Here is a 20,446-nt window from a genome sequence, read left to right on the forward strand (position 1 = left end):
TTAATAATGATATTTTCACTACAAGGCATGGTTCAGGAACTTACGCCTACCTACGCAGTGATCAACGTCCAGGGCGTTGGTTACTATGTAGGGATAAGTTTAATGACCTCACAAACCCTTACCACAAATAAGGAAACCTTTCTTTATATCCAGCAGATTATCAGGGAAGACGCTCATTTGCTGTTCGGCTTCAAAACCAGATCAGAAAAAGAGATGTTTAACCTGTTAATAAGTGTTAACGGAGTGGGCGCCGTATCTGCCCTTATTTTACTGTCTACTTTAAGCCTTGATGAGATTGCTTCAGCCATCCTGTCAAGAAACAGCGCACTGATCCAGAAAGCGAAAGGAATTGGTGCTAAAACAGCCGAAAGAATTATTGTAGATCTTAAAGATAAAGTCCAGAAATTCAGCAATCCGGAGGAAAATATTTCTACTCTTGCAAATAATAAAGTGAAGGAAGAATCGTTATCTGCATTAGAAGTTTTGGGCATTCCTAAAAGGATGAGCGAAAAGCTTGCAGACAAAATTATCAAACAGAATCCGGAGATTTCAACCGAAGAACTGGTAAAACAAATTTTAAAAAACATTTAACATTTGGTGGCAAATATTAAGTATTTCAATATATTCCTTTTCCTGTCGTTCATGTGTGTTTCAGTAATGACATTTGCACAGCAAAGACCGGCGGTAGGGGATACAGCTATAATAAAAAAAGACTATCAGCTCGCGGATCCTACGCAGTATGAAGCTTATTACGATATAAAAACCGGAATGTATTACGTATATCCGAAAATCGGAAATACCATTACAGGTCCTCCTACGGCAATGTCTCCTGAAGATTATAAAGAATTTATGATGGCGGAGCAGACAAGGGCTTACTATAAAGAAAAATCAGACCGCTACAGCCTGATGTTCCGAAAGGATAAAAGTGATGCTGCCAGAAAAGGATTGATTCCTTCTTTAACGATCAATAACCGTCTTTTTGAAACCCTTTTCGGAAGCAATAAAATAGAGATCATTCCCTCAGGATATGTTTCTTTCGACTTCGCAGGGCTTTATCAGAAGATTGATAATCCTTTGATTTTACCCCAGAACAGAACCAGTTTCACTTTCGATATTGATCAGAGAATCCAGCTTGGTTTACTAGGAAAAGTAGGAGAGAACCTTCAGCTGAAAGCCAATTATGACACCCAGAGCGGTTTCGCCTTTGAAAACAGAATGAATCTCGTATGGCAGGCGAAAGGAAGCTGGAAAGATCTTCAGCAGAAAGGACTTCAGGATGTGGATAAACCCAGTTCGGGAGGTGAGGATAAAATTATTAAAAGAGTAGAATTCGGTAATGTAAATATGCCGTTGTCAACCAGTCTGATACGCGGTTCTCAATCGTTATTCGGGGTAAAGACAGAGTTTCAGCTGGGAAAAACGTATGGTACGGTAGTGCTTTCCCAGCAACAGGGAGAAGCGAGAAATATTACCGTTCAGGGTGGTGGTGTTATGAATACCTTTAAACTCAACGCCATTGATTATGAGGATAACCAGCACTACTTTATTGGGCATTATTTCCTGGATAATTATGACAATTCTTTATTAAACTATCCACAGATCAATTCTAAAATCAGCATCACAAGAATGGAAGTTTGGGTGCTTGATCAAGGAAACAGCAATCTGCAGTACCAGAAAAGTATAGTGGGAATCAGGGATCTGGGTGATGCTCCCGGCGTGCTTCCGAATAATGATCAGCCGGGCTTTAATTTGTATTCTACCGTAAATGCTTTACCGGGACTAAGGGATGCAAGTACTGCGTATAATGCCATAAAAGGAACCAATCTTCCGGTTGCTACCGGTGGTACGGAACCTTACGTGGACGGAGAACACTTTATATTTAATAAAAAAGCAAGAAGATTAAATACCAATGAATATATACTTCAGCCGCAGCTGGGATACATTTCATTAAATCAAAAGTTAAATGATAATCAGCTTTTGGCGGTATCGTTCTCATATACGGTAAATGGAAGCAACCAAGTGTACAAAGTCGGAGAATTCTCCGAAGAAAGTACAGTGTTGATGGCGAAATTGTTGAAGCCTAACACCACGGTAAAAACTTCCTCTCCTATGTGGGACCTGATGATGAAAAACATCTATTCGCTGGATGCAGGACAGGTAAATCAGGACGGATTTATCCTGAATGTTTTATACAGAGATCCGCAGTCCGGAGGTAAATTAAACTATCTTCCGGTAGCCAATAACCCGCAGGTAAACAATGTTCCTTTAATCAAATTGCTGAACTGGGACCGACTCAATGCCAATGGCGACTTACAGACCAACGGAAATACAACCGGTGACGGTATTTTCGATTTTGTTAACGGAATTACCATAAGGCCGGAAACGGGAAGAGTAATCTTTACAAAAGTGCAGCCGTTCGGGAGTTATATTCAAAATGTAATCGGAAGTAATGATCCTCAGTATGTATTTGCAGACCTGTATGATCAGCAGAAACAGGTGGCAACTTCCAGCAACCTCGCGCTGAGGTATACTATTGAAGGTCGTTATAAAGGAACACAGGGGCAGGGAATTTCTCTTGGCGCCGTAAATGTTCCTCAGGGTTCCGTGAAAGTTTCTGCGAACGGAGTTCAGCTTACCGAGGGTATTGATTATACGGTAGATTATATGCTGGGTACGGTGACAATCATCAACGAACAGGTGAAACAATCCGGACAGGCTATCAACATTTCCTTAGAAAATCAGCTTACTTTTAATACTCAGCGAAAACGTTTCTTAGGATTAAACCTTGAAAGAAGATTTAATGAAAACTTTATCTTAGGGGGAACCGTTGTTAATTATTCCGAATCCCCGCTTACCCAAAAAGTAAATTATGGACAGGAAGCCGTCAACAACACAATGGCAGGAATCAATCTGATGTACAACAGCCAACTTCCTTTCCTAACAAGATTAACAGATAAAATACCGTTTGTAAACACAGAAGCACCTTCAAATCTGAATTTCAAAATGGAGACGGCGTATTTACTTCCTGGTTTAAATAAAGGAATTAATGACCAGTCTTACATTGACGATTTTGAGCAGACGACTTCCAAAATTACCTTAAAAGAACCAACAGCTTGGAGCCTTGCTTCAAAACCTGAAAAGAACCAGTCTGACCCTCTTTTTGCAGGAGCCGGTAAAAATAATGACATTACAGAAGGATACGGAAGAGGTTTGCTGTCATGGTATAATATTGATCCGCGATTCTGGGGTGTGGGAGGAAGAGCCCCGAACGGTATTACGCCGCAGTCGGTTTCCAACCACGCTTCAAGAAGGGTTCAGTTTTCAGAAATCTTTAACAACAGGGATTTTGTTGCAGGTGAACAAACGTATACCAATACATTCGATATTTCGTATTATCCTGCTGAAAAGGGGCCTTACAATTCCAATCCTGCTGCAGAAAGTACGGCACAGCGATGGGCGGGTATTATGAGACCAATCTCAGTATCCAACTTTGTAAGCTCAAATATTGAATATGTGGAATTCTGGATGATGGATCCTTATGCAGATGGAAATCCCATAGGTACTAATCCAAAGCTTTTACTGCAGCTGGGTAATGTTTCAGAAGATATCCTGAAAGACGGACAAATGCAATATGAAAACGGATTGCCAACTCCTGCGGCGCCATCCACTACTACAAGCTCCAATTGGGGAATTCAACCTAAACAGCCGCCTATCTTGTATGCTTTTTCAAGTGAAGGCGCAGACAGAACGGCTCAGGACTTGGGGTATGATGGTTTAAGTTCAGACCAGGAAGCTGCTATATTCGGAAATACATTTGTTAATCCGGTTACCAATATTTCAGACCCTGCTGTAGATGATTTCGTATTCTATATGTCAAACAGCTTCACCGGAAATCAGGCCTCATCATTGGTACAGCGCTACAAATACTTCAGAGGTCCTGAAGGGAATTCCCAGAGCAACTCGCTGGAAGTTGCCACACAGACTCCGGACTCTGAAGATATTAATAAAGATTACAACCTTGATCAGAGTGAAAGCTATAATCAGTATGAAGTAAGACTTGATCAGGGAAGTTTGGCTTTAGGACAAAACAATATTGTTGATGTTAAAACAGTTCAGGCACAGTTCCAAAACGGACAGACTTCTCAGGTAAAGTGGTATTTGTTCAGAATTCCGGTTTCACAATATGTAGCAACTGCCGGAGATGCGGATCCTTCAATCCTGAATAATGTAAGATTTGCGAGATTATTATTAACAGGCTTCGATCAGACTTCAACATTAAGATTCGGAACAATGGATCTTGTAAGATCAGACTGGAGAAAATATCCTAAAAATATTGCACAGTACGGTTCTACACTTCCTGATCCTGCAACCAATGAAGGAAGCCAGATCACAGATACCAGCAATCTTGATGTAGGAAGCGTGAACATTGAGGAAAATGCTTTAAATCAGCCGCCTTACGTACTTCCTCCGGGAATCGACAGACAAATCCTTAGCGGAAATGCAGGAGCACAGAGGCAAAATGAAGCTTCATTATACATGAACATTAAAAATCTTCCAAATGCACAGGCGAGAGGAGTATTTAAAAATACTTCACTGGATATGAGAAGATATAAGAAATTAAAACTTTTTGTTCATACACATGATCCTCTTAACAGGGATGCCAATATCGGACAGATTGACCCTAAAACCAAATTCTTCATCCGTTTTGGAAGTGATGCCACGGATAACTATTATGAATATGAGGCATCATTGAAAATAACTTCCAATTCATCTACAACACCAATGGAGATCTGGCCAATGGAGAATGATGTCGATCTGAATATTCAGGATTTTGTGGATGCTAAATTAAGAAGAGATAAAAACAGCCCGAACAATATTTCCGAAAGAATAAAAGATAATGTGTTCGATGAAGGAATTAACAATAAAAGAATTTACATTAAAGGGCGTCCGAGTTTAGGAAATATTACGACCATTATGATCGGTGTACGAAATGGTGTGGACAGAGCAGATCCTGGATTTAATCTTGAAAGAGTTCTTTGGGTTAATGAAATCCGACTTTCTGAGATTGAAAATGATGGCGGTTATGCGGGAAATGCAAGTCTTAATTTTAATCTTGGAGACTTTGCTACAGTAAATACAAGTGCATCTTATACATCGGTAGGATTTGGAAATATAGATTCTAAACCTGCGGAAAGAACACAGTCTACACAGTCTGCTTTCAGTATTAATACGGCTGTAAATGTTGATAAATTCCTTCCTGAGAAAACAGGAGTGAAAATCCCGTTAAATTATTCATATTCTCAGACTATCGAGGATCCTAAATATAATCCCCTGGATACCGATGTTGAATTTAAAAAAGCAGCCAATAGAGAAGAGCTTAAAAAAGTAGCAAGAACATATACTCAGCAAAGAAGCATCGGTGTTGTAAACATGCACAAAGAAAGAATGAACCAAAATAGAAAACCCAAATTCTATGATGTGGAAAACCTTTCGGTAACTGCCGTTTATAATGATGATTTTTACAGGGATATTTATACCAAGAGAAATTACAGGCAATATCTGAGAGGATATATTGATTACAATTATACTTTCAAGCCATGGGTAATCCGTCCTTTCAATAAAATGATCAGTGACACGGCGAAATCTACAAAATACCTGAAGTGGGTGAAAGAATTTAATCTCAACCCGATACCTACCAGATTCTCTTTCAGAACGGAAGTAGACAGAAATTACAATGAATTGGAGTTCCGTAATATTGATGCCATTTTAAGCGGAAACTATGCAGATGATTTCGGAGCCATCAGAAACAGAAACTTCTATTTCGGCTGGCAGTATGGTTTAGGATTTAATTTTACAAAATCTTTAAAACTTGAAATTAATTCTGCTACCAGAACATTAAATGATAATGTGGATGTAAATACGATGGACAACAATTCCATTTTTGGAAATGTATTCAGAGCCGGAAGACCGGTGTTGTATAACCACAGAGTTCAGTTGACTTATAAGCTTCCGTTTCAATATCTGCCTTATCTAGACTTTATTGATGCGGAAATGCAATACGGATTCACTTATAACTGGAACGCGAGATCTACCGTGCTTCTGTCGAGTCCGGATGGAAGTCTTGGATCAATCGGACAGAATACCAATGTAATTCAGGCTACCGCTTCCGCAGACTTCACGAAGTTCTTCGGGCAGTTTGGCTATTTTAAAAATATTTCTGCAAAACTTCAGAAACGCAAACAGGAAATTGATTCCTTAAATAATGCTTATACTCAGGCATGGGAGAAAAACAGATATGCGTATAAAAAATATAAGTTTAAAAACAGACTTACGCCGCTGCAGAGTATGGCCTATTTATTAACATCAATCAAACAGCTGGATGTTAATTACTCCGAAAATAATGGTACTGTTTTACCGGGATTATTGTCGGCTCCTAACTGGTACGGTTACGGACAGACCTTAGGTGGTCCCACCATTGGATTCCTTTTCGGTTCTCAGGCGGATATCAGAAGAACTGTAATGGAAAACGGATGGGTAAGTGATTCCGAATTTATGACAGATCCATACGTCCGGATGTCCACAAGAGAACTTCGGGCCAATTTGCAGGTAATGCCGATGAATGATCTCAGAATTGATATCAGTGCACTGCACAATTACAACAGAAACTTTACACATACCGGATTTAATTACAGAGATCCGAATACAGGAATCGCCAATCCGAATTATACTTTCGCCAATGATATGGTAACCTATTCGAATTCTGTGATATTGCTAAAAACCGCTTTCAAAGATGGTACGGCAATTTATCAGGCAATCAGGGAAAATGCAAGAACGTTATCTCAGCAAATGCCGGGAGCATTAGAACCAAACGGATTTAAAGACGGATATGGAATATCAAATGCCTATATTCTTATTCCGGCATTCAGGGCAGCAGTAGAAGGTAAAAACCCGAAAATGATGACCAATCCTAAAAAAGCAGGACTTCCGATTCCGAACTGGAAGATTACCTATTCAGGATTAAGGAATATCCCGATCATCAACGGGCAGTTCTCCAAATTTGATGTTCTGCATGCTTACCAGGCAACGTACACGGCAACCGGAGTGCAGTCAAGTATAGATTATTTCAATACCCTCAATAATCTTGGTGCTACCCAGAGAGATATCAATGACGATTACATCAATCCATTTACATTCGCTCAGGTAGGCTACGTAGAAAACTTCTCACCATTGATCGGTGTCGATATGACGATGAGAAATAATATACAGTTTGGTCTCCAGTACAACCGATTGAGAACACTTCTATTGGGATTGGTGAATCATACATTGACAGAGGATTCAAACAGTGAGTATGTAGTGAGAGTTGGGTATATTATCAGGAACTTCAGGCTGGGAATGGCTAATACAGGCGGTAGAGGAAAGGCCAAGGGAAGCGACCTGAATATCAGAGGTGATTTCTCCCTGAGAGACAGCAGAACCAGTATCACCAATATTCTTTTGGATGATTCGCAGATTACCGGTGGACAGCGGTTAATGAACATTAAGATTTCTGCAGACTATAATGTTTCGGAAAATCTGAACCTGAGAGTATTCTACGAACAGATGACTTCTAAATATAAAATCTCAACAGCATTCCCGCTGTCAACCATAAGAGCCGGGATTTCTGCAACATTTACATTCGGAGATTCAGGAGGTTTCTAATTAGAAAGAAAATAAATTTAAATGTCCTTCAATTTTGAAGGACATTTTTTATCTCCGATATTTGAAGCTTCTGGAATTTTGAATACATTTGTACCAAATAAAAAATTAAAAATGAACACACCATCAGAATTAAAGTACACTAAAGATCACGAATGGATTAAGATCGAAGGTAATGTTGCTACAATCGGTATTACAGACTTCGCGCAGGGAGAGCTTGGCGATATCGTTTATGTAGATGTAGATACGGTAGATGATGATCTTAACGGAGGAGACGTTTTCGGAAGTGTGGAAGCTGTAAAAACAGTTTCAGACTTATTCTTGCCGATTTCAGGAAAAGTGATTGAGTTCAATTCAGAACTTGAGGACCAACCTGAACTATTGAACTCAGACCCTTATGGAAACGGATGGATCATAAAATTAGAAGTAGCTGAAGGTGCATATCACTCAGAATTACTTTCTGCTGAAGATTATCAGGCAATCATTGGATAAAATTTCAAAAATATTTAGTAAGATACTGCCCATTTATTGGGCATTTCTTACTTATATGCTCCTCAAGCCCGGCGAAGAAAATCACGAATACTGGTTTATGTTCCAAGGTATCGACAAACTTTTGCATTTTAGCATCTTCGCAGCATTGGGTTTCTTTTTCATGGCTGCATTTCCGAAGATCAAATTTTATTATTTCATTCAGATTATCCTTATTTACGCTTTTCTCACAGAAATCCTTCAGGAAGAAATGGGACTTGGCAGATCTATGGAAACCTTAGACGTTATTGCAGATACCATTGGCTGTCTCATCGGCTACTTTACATATAAGCTTGTTGTCAAAAGATTTTTCTAATCTTATTCACGAACCTTCACTCGTTTCCACAGAGCTTACATACTCTCACATAATTTCACACAAACACACGCTCTAACCCTTCCACTTATTTCCAGGAGCTTAATCCGGCTCTCGCTACTCGCTTTTCCTGTTGTATTGGTAGCGGCGGCTTAGCCGCCGCTACCAATACAACAGGAAAGAGCTCAGACAGGCCGCTCGATCCGGGCTAGGGTGGGTGGAAGTGAGAAGTTAGAGGAGAAAGTTTAGAAATGGAATATTCAAAGTTTTGGTTTAGGATTTATGATTACGTTCATCCTTTCAAATTTCCAACCTTCATAATTTAAAACTGCGGTAGGTAACTTAGAGAACATCCCCTTATACCCTGCCTATCCTTCATCCATCACTCCCCACCTCTTACTTCTCACTTCTAACCTCTCACTTTTCACTTTTTACTTTTTCCAGTTTATAAGTTAGCTTATCTTCTCTTTGACCAACCCCCTGCTCCTTTCACGGACACCCAACACCCATATACATATATATAGATCCACCCACTCTCTCCTTCGCAGCCTCCCATCTCCCATCTCCCATCTTCCTTCTTACTTCTTACTTCTTCCTTCTTACTTTCTCCCCTATAGACTTAAAATTATTCATGCATACAACCAGAGAGTTAAGGACAAAAATTGCGTAAACTTAAATTTTATGTTAAATAGATTTGGAATATAGGGTAAAGTGTTGTTATCTTTGCCCCACTGAAAACGGAAGGAAGTAGGTAGCGCAGGAGATGCCTTTCGGGGTTTAAAAAATAGAAGCTCTGAAAAGGGGATACGAAAAAAAGTTTTACAAAATTTAATTAAAAAAATCTTGTAGGAATAAAAAAGATTTGTATCTTTGCAGTCCGGTAAAACGGGGAGCAGGAGTTGAGTTGAGGGATTGTTTAAGAGGGCTTAAGGTTACTAAAAAAACTTTAAAATTTTCTTCAAAAACATTTGGTCAATTCAGAAATATTTTTTACTTTTGCACTCGCAAATACGAAACGAAAACTGACAAAAGAAGTAGTTTTGTAGGAAGTGAAAGAAATGAAGATCATTGACATACAATATAACAACCAAGTAAGGAAAAACTAAAGCGTTAAAAAACTTTGAGTGAGTCAAGACAAACATACAATGGAGAGTTTGATCCTGGCTCAGGATGAACGCTAGCGGGAGGCCTAACACATGCAAGCTGAGCGGTAGAGTATCTTCGGAGACTTGAGAGCGGCGTACGGGTGCGGAACACGTGTGCAACCTGCCTTTATCAGGGGGATAGCCTTTCGAAAGGAAGATTAATACCCCATAATATATAGAGTGGCATCACTTTATATTGAAAACTGAGGTGGATAAAGATGGGCACGCGCAAGATTAGATAGTTGGTGAGGTAACGGCTCACCAAGTCGATGATCTTTAGGGGGCCTGAGAGGGTGATCCCCCACACTGGTACTGAGACACGGACCAGACTCCTACGGGAGGCAGCAGTGAGGAATATTGGACAATGGGTTAGCGCCTGATCCAGCCATCCCGCGTGAAGGACGACGGCCCTATGGGTTGTAAACTTCTTTTGTACAGGGATAAACCTATTTACGTGTAAATAGCTGAAGGTACTGTACGAATAAGCACCGGCTAACTCCGTGCCAGCAGCCGCGGTAATACGGAGGGTGCAAGCGTTATCCGGATTTATTGGGTTTAAAGGGTCCGTAGGCGGATCTGTAAGTCAGTGGTGAAATCTCACAGCTTAACTGTGAAACTGCCATTGATACTGCAGGTCTTGAGTAAGGTAGAAGTGGCTGGAATAAGTAGTGTAGCGGTGAAATGCATAGATATTACTTAGAACACCAATTGCGAAGGCAGGTCACTATGTCTTAACTGACGCTGATGGACGAAAGCGTGGGGAGCGAACAGGATTAGATACCCTGGTAGTCCACGCTGTAAACGATGCTAACTCGTTTTTGGGTTTTCGGATTCAGAGACTAAGCGAAAGTGATAAGTTAGCCACCTGGGGAGTACGAACGCAAGTTTGAAACTCAAAGGAATTGACGGGGGCCCGCACAAGCGGTGGATTATGTGGTTTAATTCGATGATACGCGAGGAACCTTACCAAGGCTTAAATGGGAATTGATCGGTTTAGAAATAGACCTTCCTTCGGGCAATTTTCAAGGTGCTGCATGGTTGTCGTCAGCTCGTGCCGTGAGGTGTTAGGTTAAGTCCTGCAACGAGCGCAACCCCTGTTACTAGTTGCTACCATTAAGTTGAGGACTCTAGTAAGACTGCCTACGCAAGTAGAGAGGAAGGTGGGGATGACGTCAAATCATCACGGCCCTTACGCCTTGGGCCACACACGTAATACAATGGCCGGTACAGAGGGCAGCTACACAGCGATGTGATGCAAATCTCGAAAGCCGGTCTCAGTTCGGATTGGAGTCTGCAACTCGACTCTATGAAGCTGGAATCGCTAGTAATCGCGCATCAGCCATGGCGCGGTGAATACGTTCCCGGGCCTTGTACACACCGCCCGTCAAGCCATGGAAGTCTGGGGTACCTGAAGTCGGTGACCGTAAAAGGAGCTGCCTAGGGTAAAACAGGTAACTAGGGCTAAGTCGTAACAAGGTAGCCGTACCGGAAGGTGCGGCTGGAACATCTCATTTTAGAGCGTCTTAAAGACGATAAACAAAATTAGTACCGTAAGGTACATGTACTTACTTCAAAGTAAAGCTTTAGTTTTTTTATTGGTTGATTTATAAGGAAGGTAAAAAGTTAAAAGTAAAAAGATCCAAGTGTAAAATCAAGGAAGATAAAAATTACTCATTACCGATTACTTATTACTTATAAATATATTAAAAATAAAACCCACTAGAAATTAGTAACGGGAAAGAGATTGAGAAATGAATGAAGGTAATGCAGTATGAAAATATTACTTATTACTGATCACTTATTACTCATAACAGAGTCTCGTAGCTCAGCTGGTTAGAGCGCTACACTGATAATGTAGAGGTCGGCAGTTCGAGCCTGCCCGAGACTACTAATTAAAGTTTAAGGTTTAGAGTTTAGTTTTAGAGTTAAAACTCGGAACAAAAAACATAAAACCCGGAACACCTAGAGGGGGAATTAGCTCAGCTGGCTAGAGCGCCTGCCTTGCACGCAGGAGGTCAAGGGTTCGACTCCCTTATTCTCCACAGTTTTGGAAGATTGATTTAAAAGTTACGGATGGAGCCAAAAACAACATCTGTTCATCAGTCGGAAAAGAAGACATTAAGATCATTGACATTAACGGTAAAGACATCACAAAGAGAAAACCGAGCACTTATAAGTGCTTGAGTAACCTAAAAATAGGAAAGAAATCGTTAAGGGCGTATGGCGGATGCCTAGGCTTTCAGAGGCGAAGAAGGACGTGGTAAGCTGCGAAAAGCTCGGGGGATTGGCACACACGAATTGATCCCGAGATGTCCGAATGGGGCAACCCAATACATTGAAGATGTATTACTCTAATTTATTAGAGAGCAAACCCGGAGAACTGAAACATCTAAGTACCCGGAGGAAAAGAAATCGAAGAGATTCCGTAAGTAGTGGCGAGCGAAAGCGGATTAGCCCAAAAGTCTTTATATATTTAGAAGAACGTACTGGAAAGTGCGGCCATAGACGGTGATAGCCCGGTATTCGAAAGGTATATTAAGATGATAAATGAGTAGGGCGGGACACGTGAAATCCTGTCTGAATATGGGGGGACCATCCTCCAAGGCTAAATACTCCTGAAAGACCGATAGTGAACAAGTACTGTGAAGGAAAGGTGAAAAGCACTTCGAATAGAAGGGTGAAATAGAACCTGAAACCGTACGCCTACAAGCGGTCGGAGCAGATTAATTCTGTGACGGCGTGCCTTTTGCATAATGAGCCTACGAGTTAATTTTACTAGCGAGGTTAAGGACTTAAGGTCCGGAGCCGGAGCGAAAGCGAGTCTGAATAGGGCGCATAGTTAGTAGGATTAGACGCGAAACCTTGTGATCTACCCATGGGCAGGTTGAAGCTTTGGTAACACAAAGTGGAGGACCGAACCGGTTGACGTTGAAAAGTCTTCGGATGACCTGTGGGTAGGGGTGAAAGGCCAATCAAACTGGGAGATAGCTCGTACTCTCCGAAATGCATTTAGGTGCAGCGTCGTATATAAGTTTATTAGAGGTAGAGCTACTGATTGGATGCGGGGGTTTCATCGCCTACCAATTCCTGACAAACTCCGAATGCTAATAAATGTTCTACGGCAGTGAGGGCATGGGTGCTAAGGTCCATGTCCGAGAGGGAAAGAACCCAGACCAACAGCTAAGGTCCCCAAATATATGTTAAGTTGAAGCAACGCGGTTGGACTGCATTGACAGCTAGGATGTTGGCTTGGAAGCAGCCATTCATTTAAAGAGTGCGTAACAGCTCACTAGTCGAGCGGTCCGGCATGGATAATAATCGGGCATAAACATATTACCGAAGCTATGGATTTATAATTTATTATATCTGGTAGGAGAGCATTCTGTTTGCGCCGAAGCAGTATCGTGAGGTATTGTGGAGCGGACAGAAAAGAAAATGTAGGCATAAGTAACGATAAAGGGGGCGAGAAACCCCCTCACCGAAAGACTAAGGTTTCCTCAGCCATGCTAATCAGCTGAGGGTTAGTCGGGACCTAACGCGAACCCGAAAGGGGTAGTGGATGGACAATGGGTTAATATTCCCATACTTGCTCACACTAAAAAGGGGACGGTTCGATGTAGCTACTAAAGACGGACGGAAGTGTCAAGGCCTAGCCTTCGGGCGAAGCTGCTGTAGTGTAATCGGATCCAAGAAAAGCCGAAGTGAAGCAACCCGTACCAAAACCGACACAGGTGGTCGAGGAGAGAATCCTAAGGTGCTCGAGTGAGTCGTGGCTAAGGAACTAGGCAAAATAGTCTCGTAACTTCGGAAGAAGAGACGCCATCAGCAATGGTGGCCGCAGTGAAGAGGCCCAGGCGACTGTTTATCAAAAACACAGGACTCTGCTAAATCGAAAGATGCTGTATAGGGTCTGACACCTGCCCGGTGCTGGAAGGTTAAGGAAGGGCGTTAGCGTAAGCGAAGCGTTTGACTGAAGCCCCAGTAAACGGCGGCCGTAACTATAACGGTCCTAAGGTAGCGAAATTCCTTGTCGGGTAAGTTCCGACCTGCACGAATGGTGTAACGATCTGGGCACTGTCTCAGCCACGAGCTCGGTGAAATTGTAGTATCGGTGAAGATGCCGATTACCCGCAATGGGACGAAAAGACCCTGTGAACCTTTACTATAACTTCGTATTGACTTTGAGTAAGTAATGTGTAGGATAGGTGGGAGGCTTTGAAGCAGGCACGCTAGTGTTTGTGGAGCCAACGTTGAAATACCACCCTTTACTTACTTGGAGCCTAACTTCTTTAAAGAAGGACATTGCGTGGTGGGTAGTTTGACTGGGGTGGTCGCCTCCAAAAGAGTAACGGAGGCTTTCAAAGGTACCCTCAGCACGCTTGGTAACCGTGCGTAGAGTGTAATGGCATAAGGGTGCTTGACTGTGAGACCAACAAGTCGATCAGGTGCGAAAGCAGGACATAGTGATCCGGTGGTTCCGTATGGAAGGGCCATCGCTCATAGGATAAAAGGTACTCCGGGGATAACAGGCTAGTCTCCCCAAGAGCTCACATCGACGGGGAGGTTCGGCACCTCGATGTCGGCTCGTCACATCCTGGGGCTGGAGAAGGTCCCAAGGGTTGGGCTGTTCGCCCATTAAAGTGGCACGCGAGCTGGGTTCAGAACGTCGTGAGACAGTTCGGTCTCTATCTATTGCGGGCGTTAGATGTTTGAGAGGGCTTGATTCTAGTACGAGAGGACCGAATTGAACAAACCTCTGGTGTATCAGTTGTACCGCCAGGTGCACCGCTGAGTAGCTATGTTTGGAAGAGATAAACACTGAAAGCATATAAGTGTGAAACTCGCCTCAAGATGAGACATCTTTTAAGGGTCGTGGGAGATGACCACGTTGATAGGCTACAGGTGTAAAGTTGGTAACAGCATAGCCGAGTAGTACTAATTACCCGTAGATTTATAGCCTATTCATAAGTAATGAGTAATAGGTAATGAGCAATCATGCTTATCATAACTTAGCTTAAGTATTTATAAGTGCAATACTGGTTTTGCCTTTGTGATGAAATTTACCGATAAAAACGGTTCAAGGTTCAATGTTTAAGATTCAAGGTTAAAAACTTTGAACATTAAAGAAAAAAACCTTACACCTATATACAACCTTTAGGGTGGTTTTAGCGGTGGGGCTCACCTGTTCCCATTCCGAACACAGAAGTTAAGCCCACCAGCGCCGATGGTACTGCGAAAGCGGGAGAGTAGGTCGCCGCCAGTTTTTTTACAAACCTCATACAGCAATGTGTGAGGTTTTTTTGTTTTTATAGCCTAGGAGAAAGTGAGAAGTGGACAGTAAGAAGTGAGAAGTAAGAAGTGAGAAGTAAAATGTGAGAAGTGAGATTTGGATGTTCAGTGTTTAATGTTTAGCGTTCAGAATTTAAAGTTCAGAGTTTAAAGTTTAGGACTTGTTAAGGTTTAAGTTAAGATTCAGGTATCAAGTTTAAGCCGTACTTAAAATACCAATCATGAATTTTATCCATGCTTTTATTACTCATATAAAGATAGGCAACTGCCCTAGCCTCGATAGCAGCGGCTACCCCACAGCAGGAATGAAAGGAAGGGCTTTAAGCCCGGAAAGCTCTGGCGCGAGGAGTAAGAGCGGATAGCGAGAGATAGCTCCTGAAAAAGACAATTATTTTTAAACATAAAAATTAAAATAGATTAAATCTTTTACGGGTCGGTAATTTATGTTGTAACTTTATAATATGAAAGAGCATATTGTAAGAGGTTTTAGATTTGGCAATTACCAGCCGCCGGAAATGTCGGTATTTGATAGATTGCTTGAGATTTTCACGGATCTGCTAACCCATACTTCGGGAGATTTTGATGAAGCCATCGACTGGCTGCGTATGCTGGACGAAGAGTATGAGTTAACAACTCCGGATTACACGATAGATGATTTTATAGAAGATTTGAAGAAAAAAGGATATATCCGCGAACAAGTGGATCCTAATGGAAATGGAAGCGGAATTCGTCTAAGTGCAAAAATGGAACAGAACATTCGCAAACAGGCACTCAATCAGATTTTTGGAAATCTACAAAAAAGTGGTAACGGAAATCATAAAACCAGTAAAAGTGGAACGGGAGAAGATGCTACAGGGGAGTTTCGAAACTATAATTTTGGGGATTCTGTAGAACAGATTTCTATTACTGAAAGTATCAGGAATGCCCAGATCAATAATGGAATTGGGGAGTTTCAAATTACAGAAAATGACCTGATTGTTGAAGATAGTATTCACCAATCTCAAATGAGTACGGTTCTGATGATTGATATAAGCCACAGTATGATTTTATATGGTGAAGATCGTATCACTCCTGCAAAAAAAGTTGCGATGGCGCTTGCCGAATTAATTACTACAAGATATCCGAAGGATACATTGGATATTATTGTTTTCGGAGACGACGCGTGGCCGGTTAAAATTCAGGAACTGCCTTATCTGCAGGTCGGTCCCTATCATACCAATACCGTAGCAGGACTTCAGCTCGCTATGGACATTCTAAGACGTAAACGAAATACCAATAAACAGATTTTTATGATTACCGACGGCAAACCCAGCTGTGTGCGGGAGCCAGATGGTACTTATTATATGAATTCTTACGGCCTGGATGAATATGTTGTTCAGAAATGTTATAATATGGCTGCTCAGGCGCGCCGGCTTCATATTCCCATTACTACTTTTATGATCGCGCAAGACTCTTATCTACAGCAATTTGTGCGGGAATTCACTGAGGCCAACCAAGGCAAAGCCTTTTATACCGGACTTAACGGTCTTGGACAAATGATCTTTGAAGATTATGAAGCAAACCGTAAAAAAAGAATACGTTAAATAATATATTGTTTCAAAAAAGCAATACTACAATTAATATTGAATACAATGACTGTAAAGCCAAATATAACCACATTAGGTTCATTAAAAGAATCAGGATATACAATTAAAAGCATAAAAGACGAATTAAGGGATAATCTAATCATTAAGATTCGAAATAAAGAGAATGTATTTGAAGGAATTTTCGGTTACGAAACCACTGTCATTCCACAATTGGAACACGCTATTCTCAGTCGTCACAATATCAACTTATTAGGTTTGCGCGGGCAAGCAAAAACGAGGCTGGCAAGAATGATGACAACGTTGCTTGATGAATGGATTCCCTATGTAAGCGGAAGTGAAATTAATGACGATCCTTTCAACCCAATTTCAAGATACGCCAAAGAACTTATTGAAAAAGATGGCGATCATACGCCTATCGAATGGCTTCACCGGGACGAAAGATTTTTTGAAAAACTGGCAACACCAGATGTAACGGTTGCTGATCTCATTGGTGACGTAGATCCCATCAAGGCAGCCAATCTCAAACTCTCTTATGCAGACGACAGGGTTATACACTTTGGAATGATTCCCCGGGCCAACAGAAGTATTTTTGTAATTAACGAATTACCAGATCTTCAGGCAAGAATTCAGGTTTCCTTATTTAATATTTTGCAGGAAGGGGATGTTCAGATCCGTGGATTTAAAGTAAGGATGCCACTGGATATACAATTTGTTTTCACAGCCAATCCGGAAGATTATACCAACAGAGGAAGCATTGTTACGCCTTTAAAAGACAGAATAGGATCACAAATCCTTACCCACTATCCAGAAAATATACATGTTGCGAAAGAAATTACAAAATATGAATCCAGCTTAGACAGCCGACAGAATAGCGGAATATATGTTCCGGAACTGGCAAAAGATCTTTTGGAGCAGATTGGATTTGAAGCCCGCGACAGTGAGTTTGTCGATTACAAAAGTGGCGTAAGTGCGCGTATGAGTATTACAGCGTTTGAAAATCTATTGAGTACGGCAGAAAGAAGGTCTCTTCTAACGGGAGATGAAAAAACTTCTGTAAGACTAAGTGATTTCATGGGGGTTATTCCAGCTATTACCGGAAAGGTGGAACTTGTTTACGAAGGCGAGCAGGAAGGTGCGGAAGCAGTAGCACAGATGCTTATTGACAATGCCATTAAAACCTTGTTCACTATGTATTTTCCAAAAGTTGAGAAACTGGAAAAGAAAGATATAGCGGGACCTTTTCAGCAGATCACAGAATGGTTCCTGGAGGATGACGGTTTTATAGAAATTACTGATGAATCATCGGATGAAATTTATGCCAAAACACTTAGCCGCATCAGTGCACTCGACAAGATTATTGAAAAATATCAGCCGGATACCCGTAAAGAAGATCTTCTATTCATGAAAGAATTTATTCTTTGGGGATTGTCTGCGAACAAAAAACTGAATAAAGAAAGATTCCGAAGCGGAGTGTTCTTTTCCTGATAAAAAGAATTCATTCAATGATGTCGACCTTGTAGATTTATTGTTTAGAAGCTTTTTAATTCCGTCGAATTGTATTTATTAATTTTTAAGGAGCAATTCGATTACATGGAAAGCAGTGTCGGTTTTTTTTGGGGAGCTTTTTCCCGCTTTCCGCACTCGCTATTTTCTGGTTTCGGGGTGCTGCGGCAAAGCCGCCGCACCCCGAAACCAGAAAATGAGCTCAAACAATCGCTTCAATCGGGGCTAGGCCGAGGACACAAATAGTAATTAAGACATCCATAAAAAAAATATGCGGAAATTTTTCCGCATATTTTTTTATTATCGATCATCAATCATCAATCATCAATTAAACCTGTATCACTCCCAAATTAAACTTCTCAGTAATGGGAGAATGATTGGCTGCTTCAATTCCCATGGAAATCCATTTTCTTGTGTCTGCCGGATTAATGATAGCATCCGTCCAGAGTCTGGCTGCTGCATAAGTGGCTTCTGTTTGTTTCTGATATTTTTTTGAAATGCTGTTTAGAATTTCATTATGTTCTTCCTCTGTAATTTCTTTCCCCTGCTTTTTCAAAGTAGATTCCTGAATCTGGGCCAGCACTTTCGCCGCCTGAGCTCCACCCATAACTGCAAGATCTGCCCATGGCCAGGCTACAATAAGCCTTGGATCATACGCTTTTCCGCACATGGCGTAATTTCCGGCACCATAAGAATTTCCTATAATAATGGTAAATTTAGGTACTACAGAATTGGAAACGGCATTCACCATTTTAGCGCCGTCTTTGATGATTCCCCCATGTTCGGACTTTGAACCAACCATAAAACCTGTTACATCCTGTAAAAATACCAACGGAATCTTTCTTTGATTACAGTTGGCAATAAACCTTGTTGCTTTATCTGCAGAATCAGAATAAATCACACCACCAAACTGCATTTCGCCCTTTCCGCTTTTTACAAGTTTTCTCTGGTTGGCAACAATTCCCACCGACCATCCATCTATTCTGGCGGTAGCACAGATAATGCTTTTACCATAGTCAGGTTTATACTCTTCATATTCAGAATTATCCACTAAACATTTAATAATTTCATACGTATCATATTGTTCTGCCCTTGAAACCGGCATGATTCCGAAAATATTTTCCGGTTTTTCTTTCGGTTGGGCACTTTCAATCCTGTCAAAACCTGCTTTGTCAGTACTTCCAAGAGACTTCATGATATTTTTGATCCTGTTCAGGGCATCTTTATCATCTTTTGCTTTATAGTCGGTAACTCCGGAGATCGAGCAGTGTGTTGTTGCGCCTCCCAATGTTTCATTGTCAATACTTTCACCAATGGCTGCCTTTACCAAATAACTTCCTGCAAGGAAAATAGAACCTGTTTTATCAACAATCATCGCTTCATCACTCATAATCGGAAGATAAGCTCCACCCGCAACACAACTTCCCATCACCGCAGAAATCTGGATAATCCCTGCAGCACTCATTTTCGCATTATTTCTGAAAATTCTCCCGAACATTTCCTTATCAGGAAAAATTTCGTCCTGCATCGGAAGATATACACCCGCTGAATCTACAAGGTAAATAATAGGGAGTCTGTTTTCCATGGCGATTTCCTGTGCTCTCAGGTTTTTTTTACCTGTAATCGGGAACCAGGCACCTGCTTTTACAGAAGCATCATTGGCAACAATAATACATTGTCTTCCGGATACATACCCCATAACCACCACAACACCGCCGCTTGGACAGCCACCGTGCTCTTCATACATTTCATACCCGGCAAAAGCACCGATTTCTATGGAATCAGAATCTTTATCAAGAAGATATTCAATTCGTTCTCTTGCTGTCATTTTACCTTCATCACGAAGTTTCTGAAGCCTTTTTTCTCCGCCTCCTTTTTTGATTTCAGCGAGCAGACGATTTATTTCTGATAACTTTAATCTGTTTTGATCTTCTCTTTTATTGAATTCAATGTCCATAAAATCACAATTTTTTCGTTTTAAAGATACTATTTTTTGAATGGAATAAAAATTGATGTAAACATTTGTTTAATAAATTGGTTTTCAGAAATTTATGAAATTTTTAACAAAAAAAATATTTTTTCTGGTGCGTAATTTGCTAACTTTACAATAGAGAAAGTGAGAGTGAAATCTTACACTTTTCTCTAGTTCCTAGTTTATTTTTTTAATAGTTTATTATTTGAAGGCCCTGAAAGTTGAATAAATTTTCAGGGTTTTTTGTTTGGTCCTATCAATTCTCATTTTACCATTAGTTATTTCTGTAATTTTCTGCAAAAGAGACTTTATACTTTTTTAATTTTAAAAAACTAATTATATGAAAGTTCAAAACATTCATTTATAGAAATAAAAAACTTTAGAAACAATATAATTTAGTTGTAAATATGTTACA

At 40.8% G+C, this 20,446-nt stretch carries 7 protein-coding genes, 2 tRNA genes and 3 rRNA genes; 11 read left to right on the forward strand and 1 reads right to left on the reverse strand.

Annotated elements, in window-relative coordinates; translation table 11 throughout:
- The first annotated feature begins 6 nt into the window (after positions 1-6).
- From ruvA to M0D58_RS14135, 11 genes are all read left to right on the forward strand, one after another.
- Positions 7-591 (forward strand): Holliday junction branch migration protein RuvA, encoded by a 585-nt coding sequence (gene ruvA / locus M0D58_RS14085; protein WP_248390695.1) that lies wholly within the window; start codon positions 7-9, stop codon positions 589-591.
- A 51-nt stretch (positions 592-642) separates the two neighbouring features.
- Entirely contained in the window at positions 643-7,698 is a 7,056-nt protein-coding gene (gene sov / locus M0D58_RS14090) for a T9SS outer membrane translocon Sov/SprA (protein ID WP_248394983.1), read from the forward strand.
- Between the two features lie 111 nt (positions 7,699-7,809).
- A complete protein-coding gene (gene gcvH, locus M0D58_RS14095) occupies positions 7,810-8,187 on the forward strand; it encodes a glycine cleavage system protein GcvH (protein WP_248390697.1) in 378 nt (125 codons plus the stop codon).
- Positions 8,188-8,242: 55 nt separating this feature from the next.
- Positions 8,243-8,539: a VanZ family protein gene (locus tag M0D58_RS14100; RefSeq protein ID WP_248390700.1), complete on the forward strand. Its 297-nt coding sequence runs from the start codon at positions 8,243-8,245 to the stop codon at positions 8,537-8,539.
- A gap of 1,139 nt (positions 8,540-9,678) precedes the next feature.
- Positions 9,679-11,195, forward strand: a 16S ribosomal RNA gene (locus M0D58_RS14105).
- A 300-nt stretch (positions 11,196-11,495) separates the two neighbouring features.
- A tRNA-Ile gene (locus M0D58_RS14110) sits at positions 11,496-11,569 on the forward strand.
- A gap of 80 nt (positions 11,570-11,649) precedes the next feature.
- Positions 11,650-11,723, forward strand: a tRNA-Ala gene (locus tag M0D58_RS14115).
- A 158-nt stretch (positions 11,724-11,881) separates the two neighbouring features.
- Positions 11,882-14,640 (forward strand): 23S ribosomal RNA (locus M0D58_RS14120).
- Positions 14,641-14,836: 196 nt separating this feature from the next.
- Positions 14,837-14,944 (forward strand): 5S ribosomal RNA (gene rrf / locus M0D58_RS14125).
- Together the 16S, 23S and 5S rRNA genes with 2 tRNA genes alongside form the textbook arrangement of a ribosomal RNA operon.
- Before the next feature lie 487 nt (positions 14,945-15,431).
- On the forward strand, positions 15,432-16,553 hold the full coding sequence (locus M0D58_RS14130; RefSeq protein ID WP_248390702.1) for a vWA domain-containing protein: 1,122 nt from the start codon (positions 15,432-15,434) through the stop codon (positions 16,551-16,553).
- 48 nt (positions 16,554-16,601) lie between these two features.
- The gene (locus M0D58_RS14135) at positions 16,602-18,041 is read left to right on the forward strand and encodes a sigma 54-interacting transcriptional regulator (protein ID WP_248390716.1); all 1,440 of its coding nucleotides are present in this window, start codon (positions 16,602-16,604) and stop codon (positions 18,039-18,041) included.
- 346 nt (positions 18,042-18,387) lie between these two features.
- On the opposite strand, the gene M0D58_RS14140 is transcribed toward M0D58_RS14135, so the two are convergent.
- The gene (locus M0D58_RS14140; RefSeq protein WP_248390719.1) at positions 18,388-20,016 is read right to left on the reverse strand and encodes an acyl-CoA carboxylase subunit beta; all 1,629 of its coding nucleotides are present in this window, start codon (positions 20,014-20,016) and stop codon (positions 18,388-18,390) included.
- Positions 20,017-20,446 lie beyond the last annotated feature (430 nt).

The organism is Chryseobacterium nepalense, assembly GCF_023195755.1.
Classification (GTDB): Bacteria; Bacteroidota; Bacteroidia; order Flavobacteriales; family Weeksellaceae; genus Chryseobacterium; species Chryseobacterium nepalense.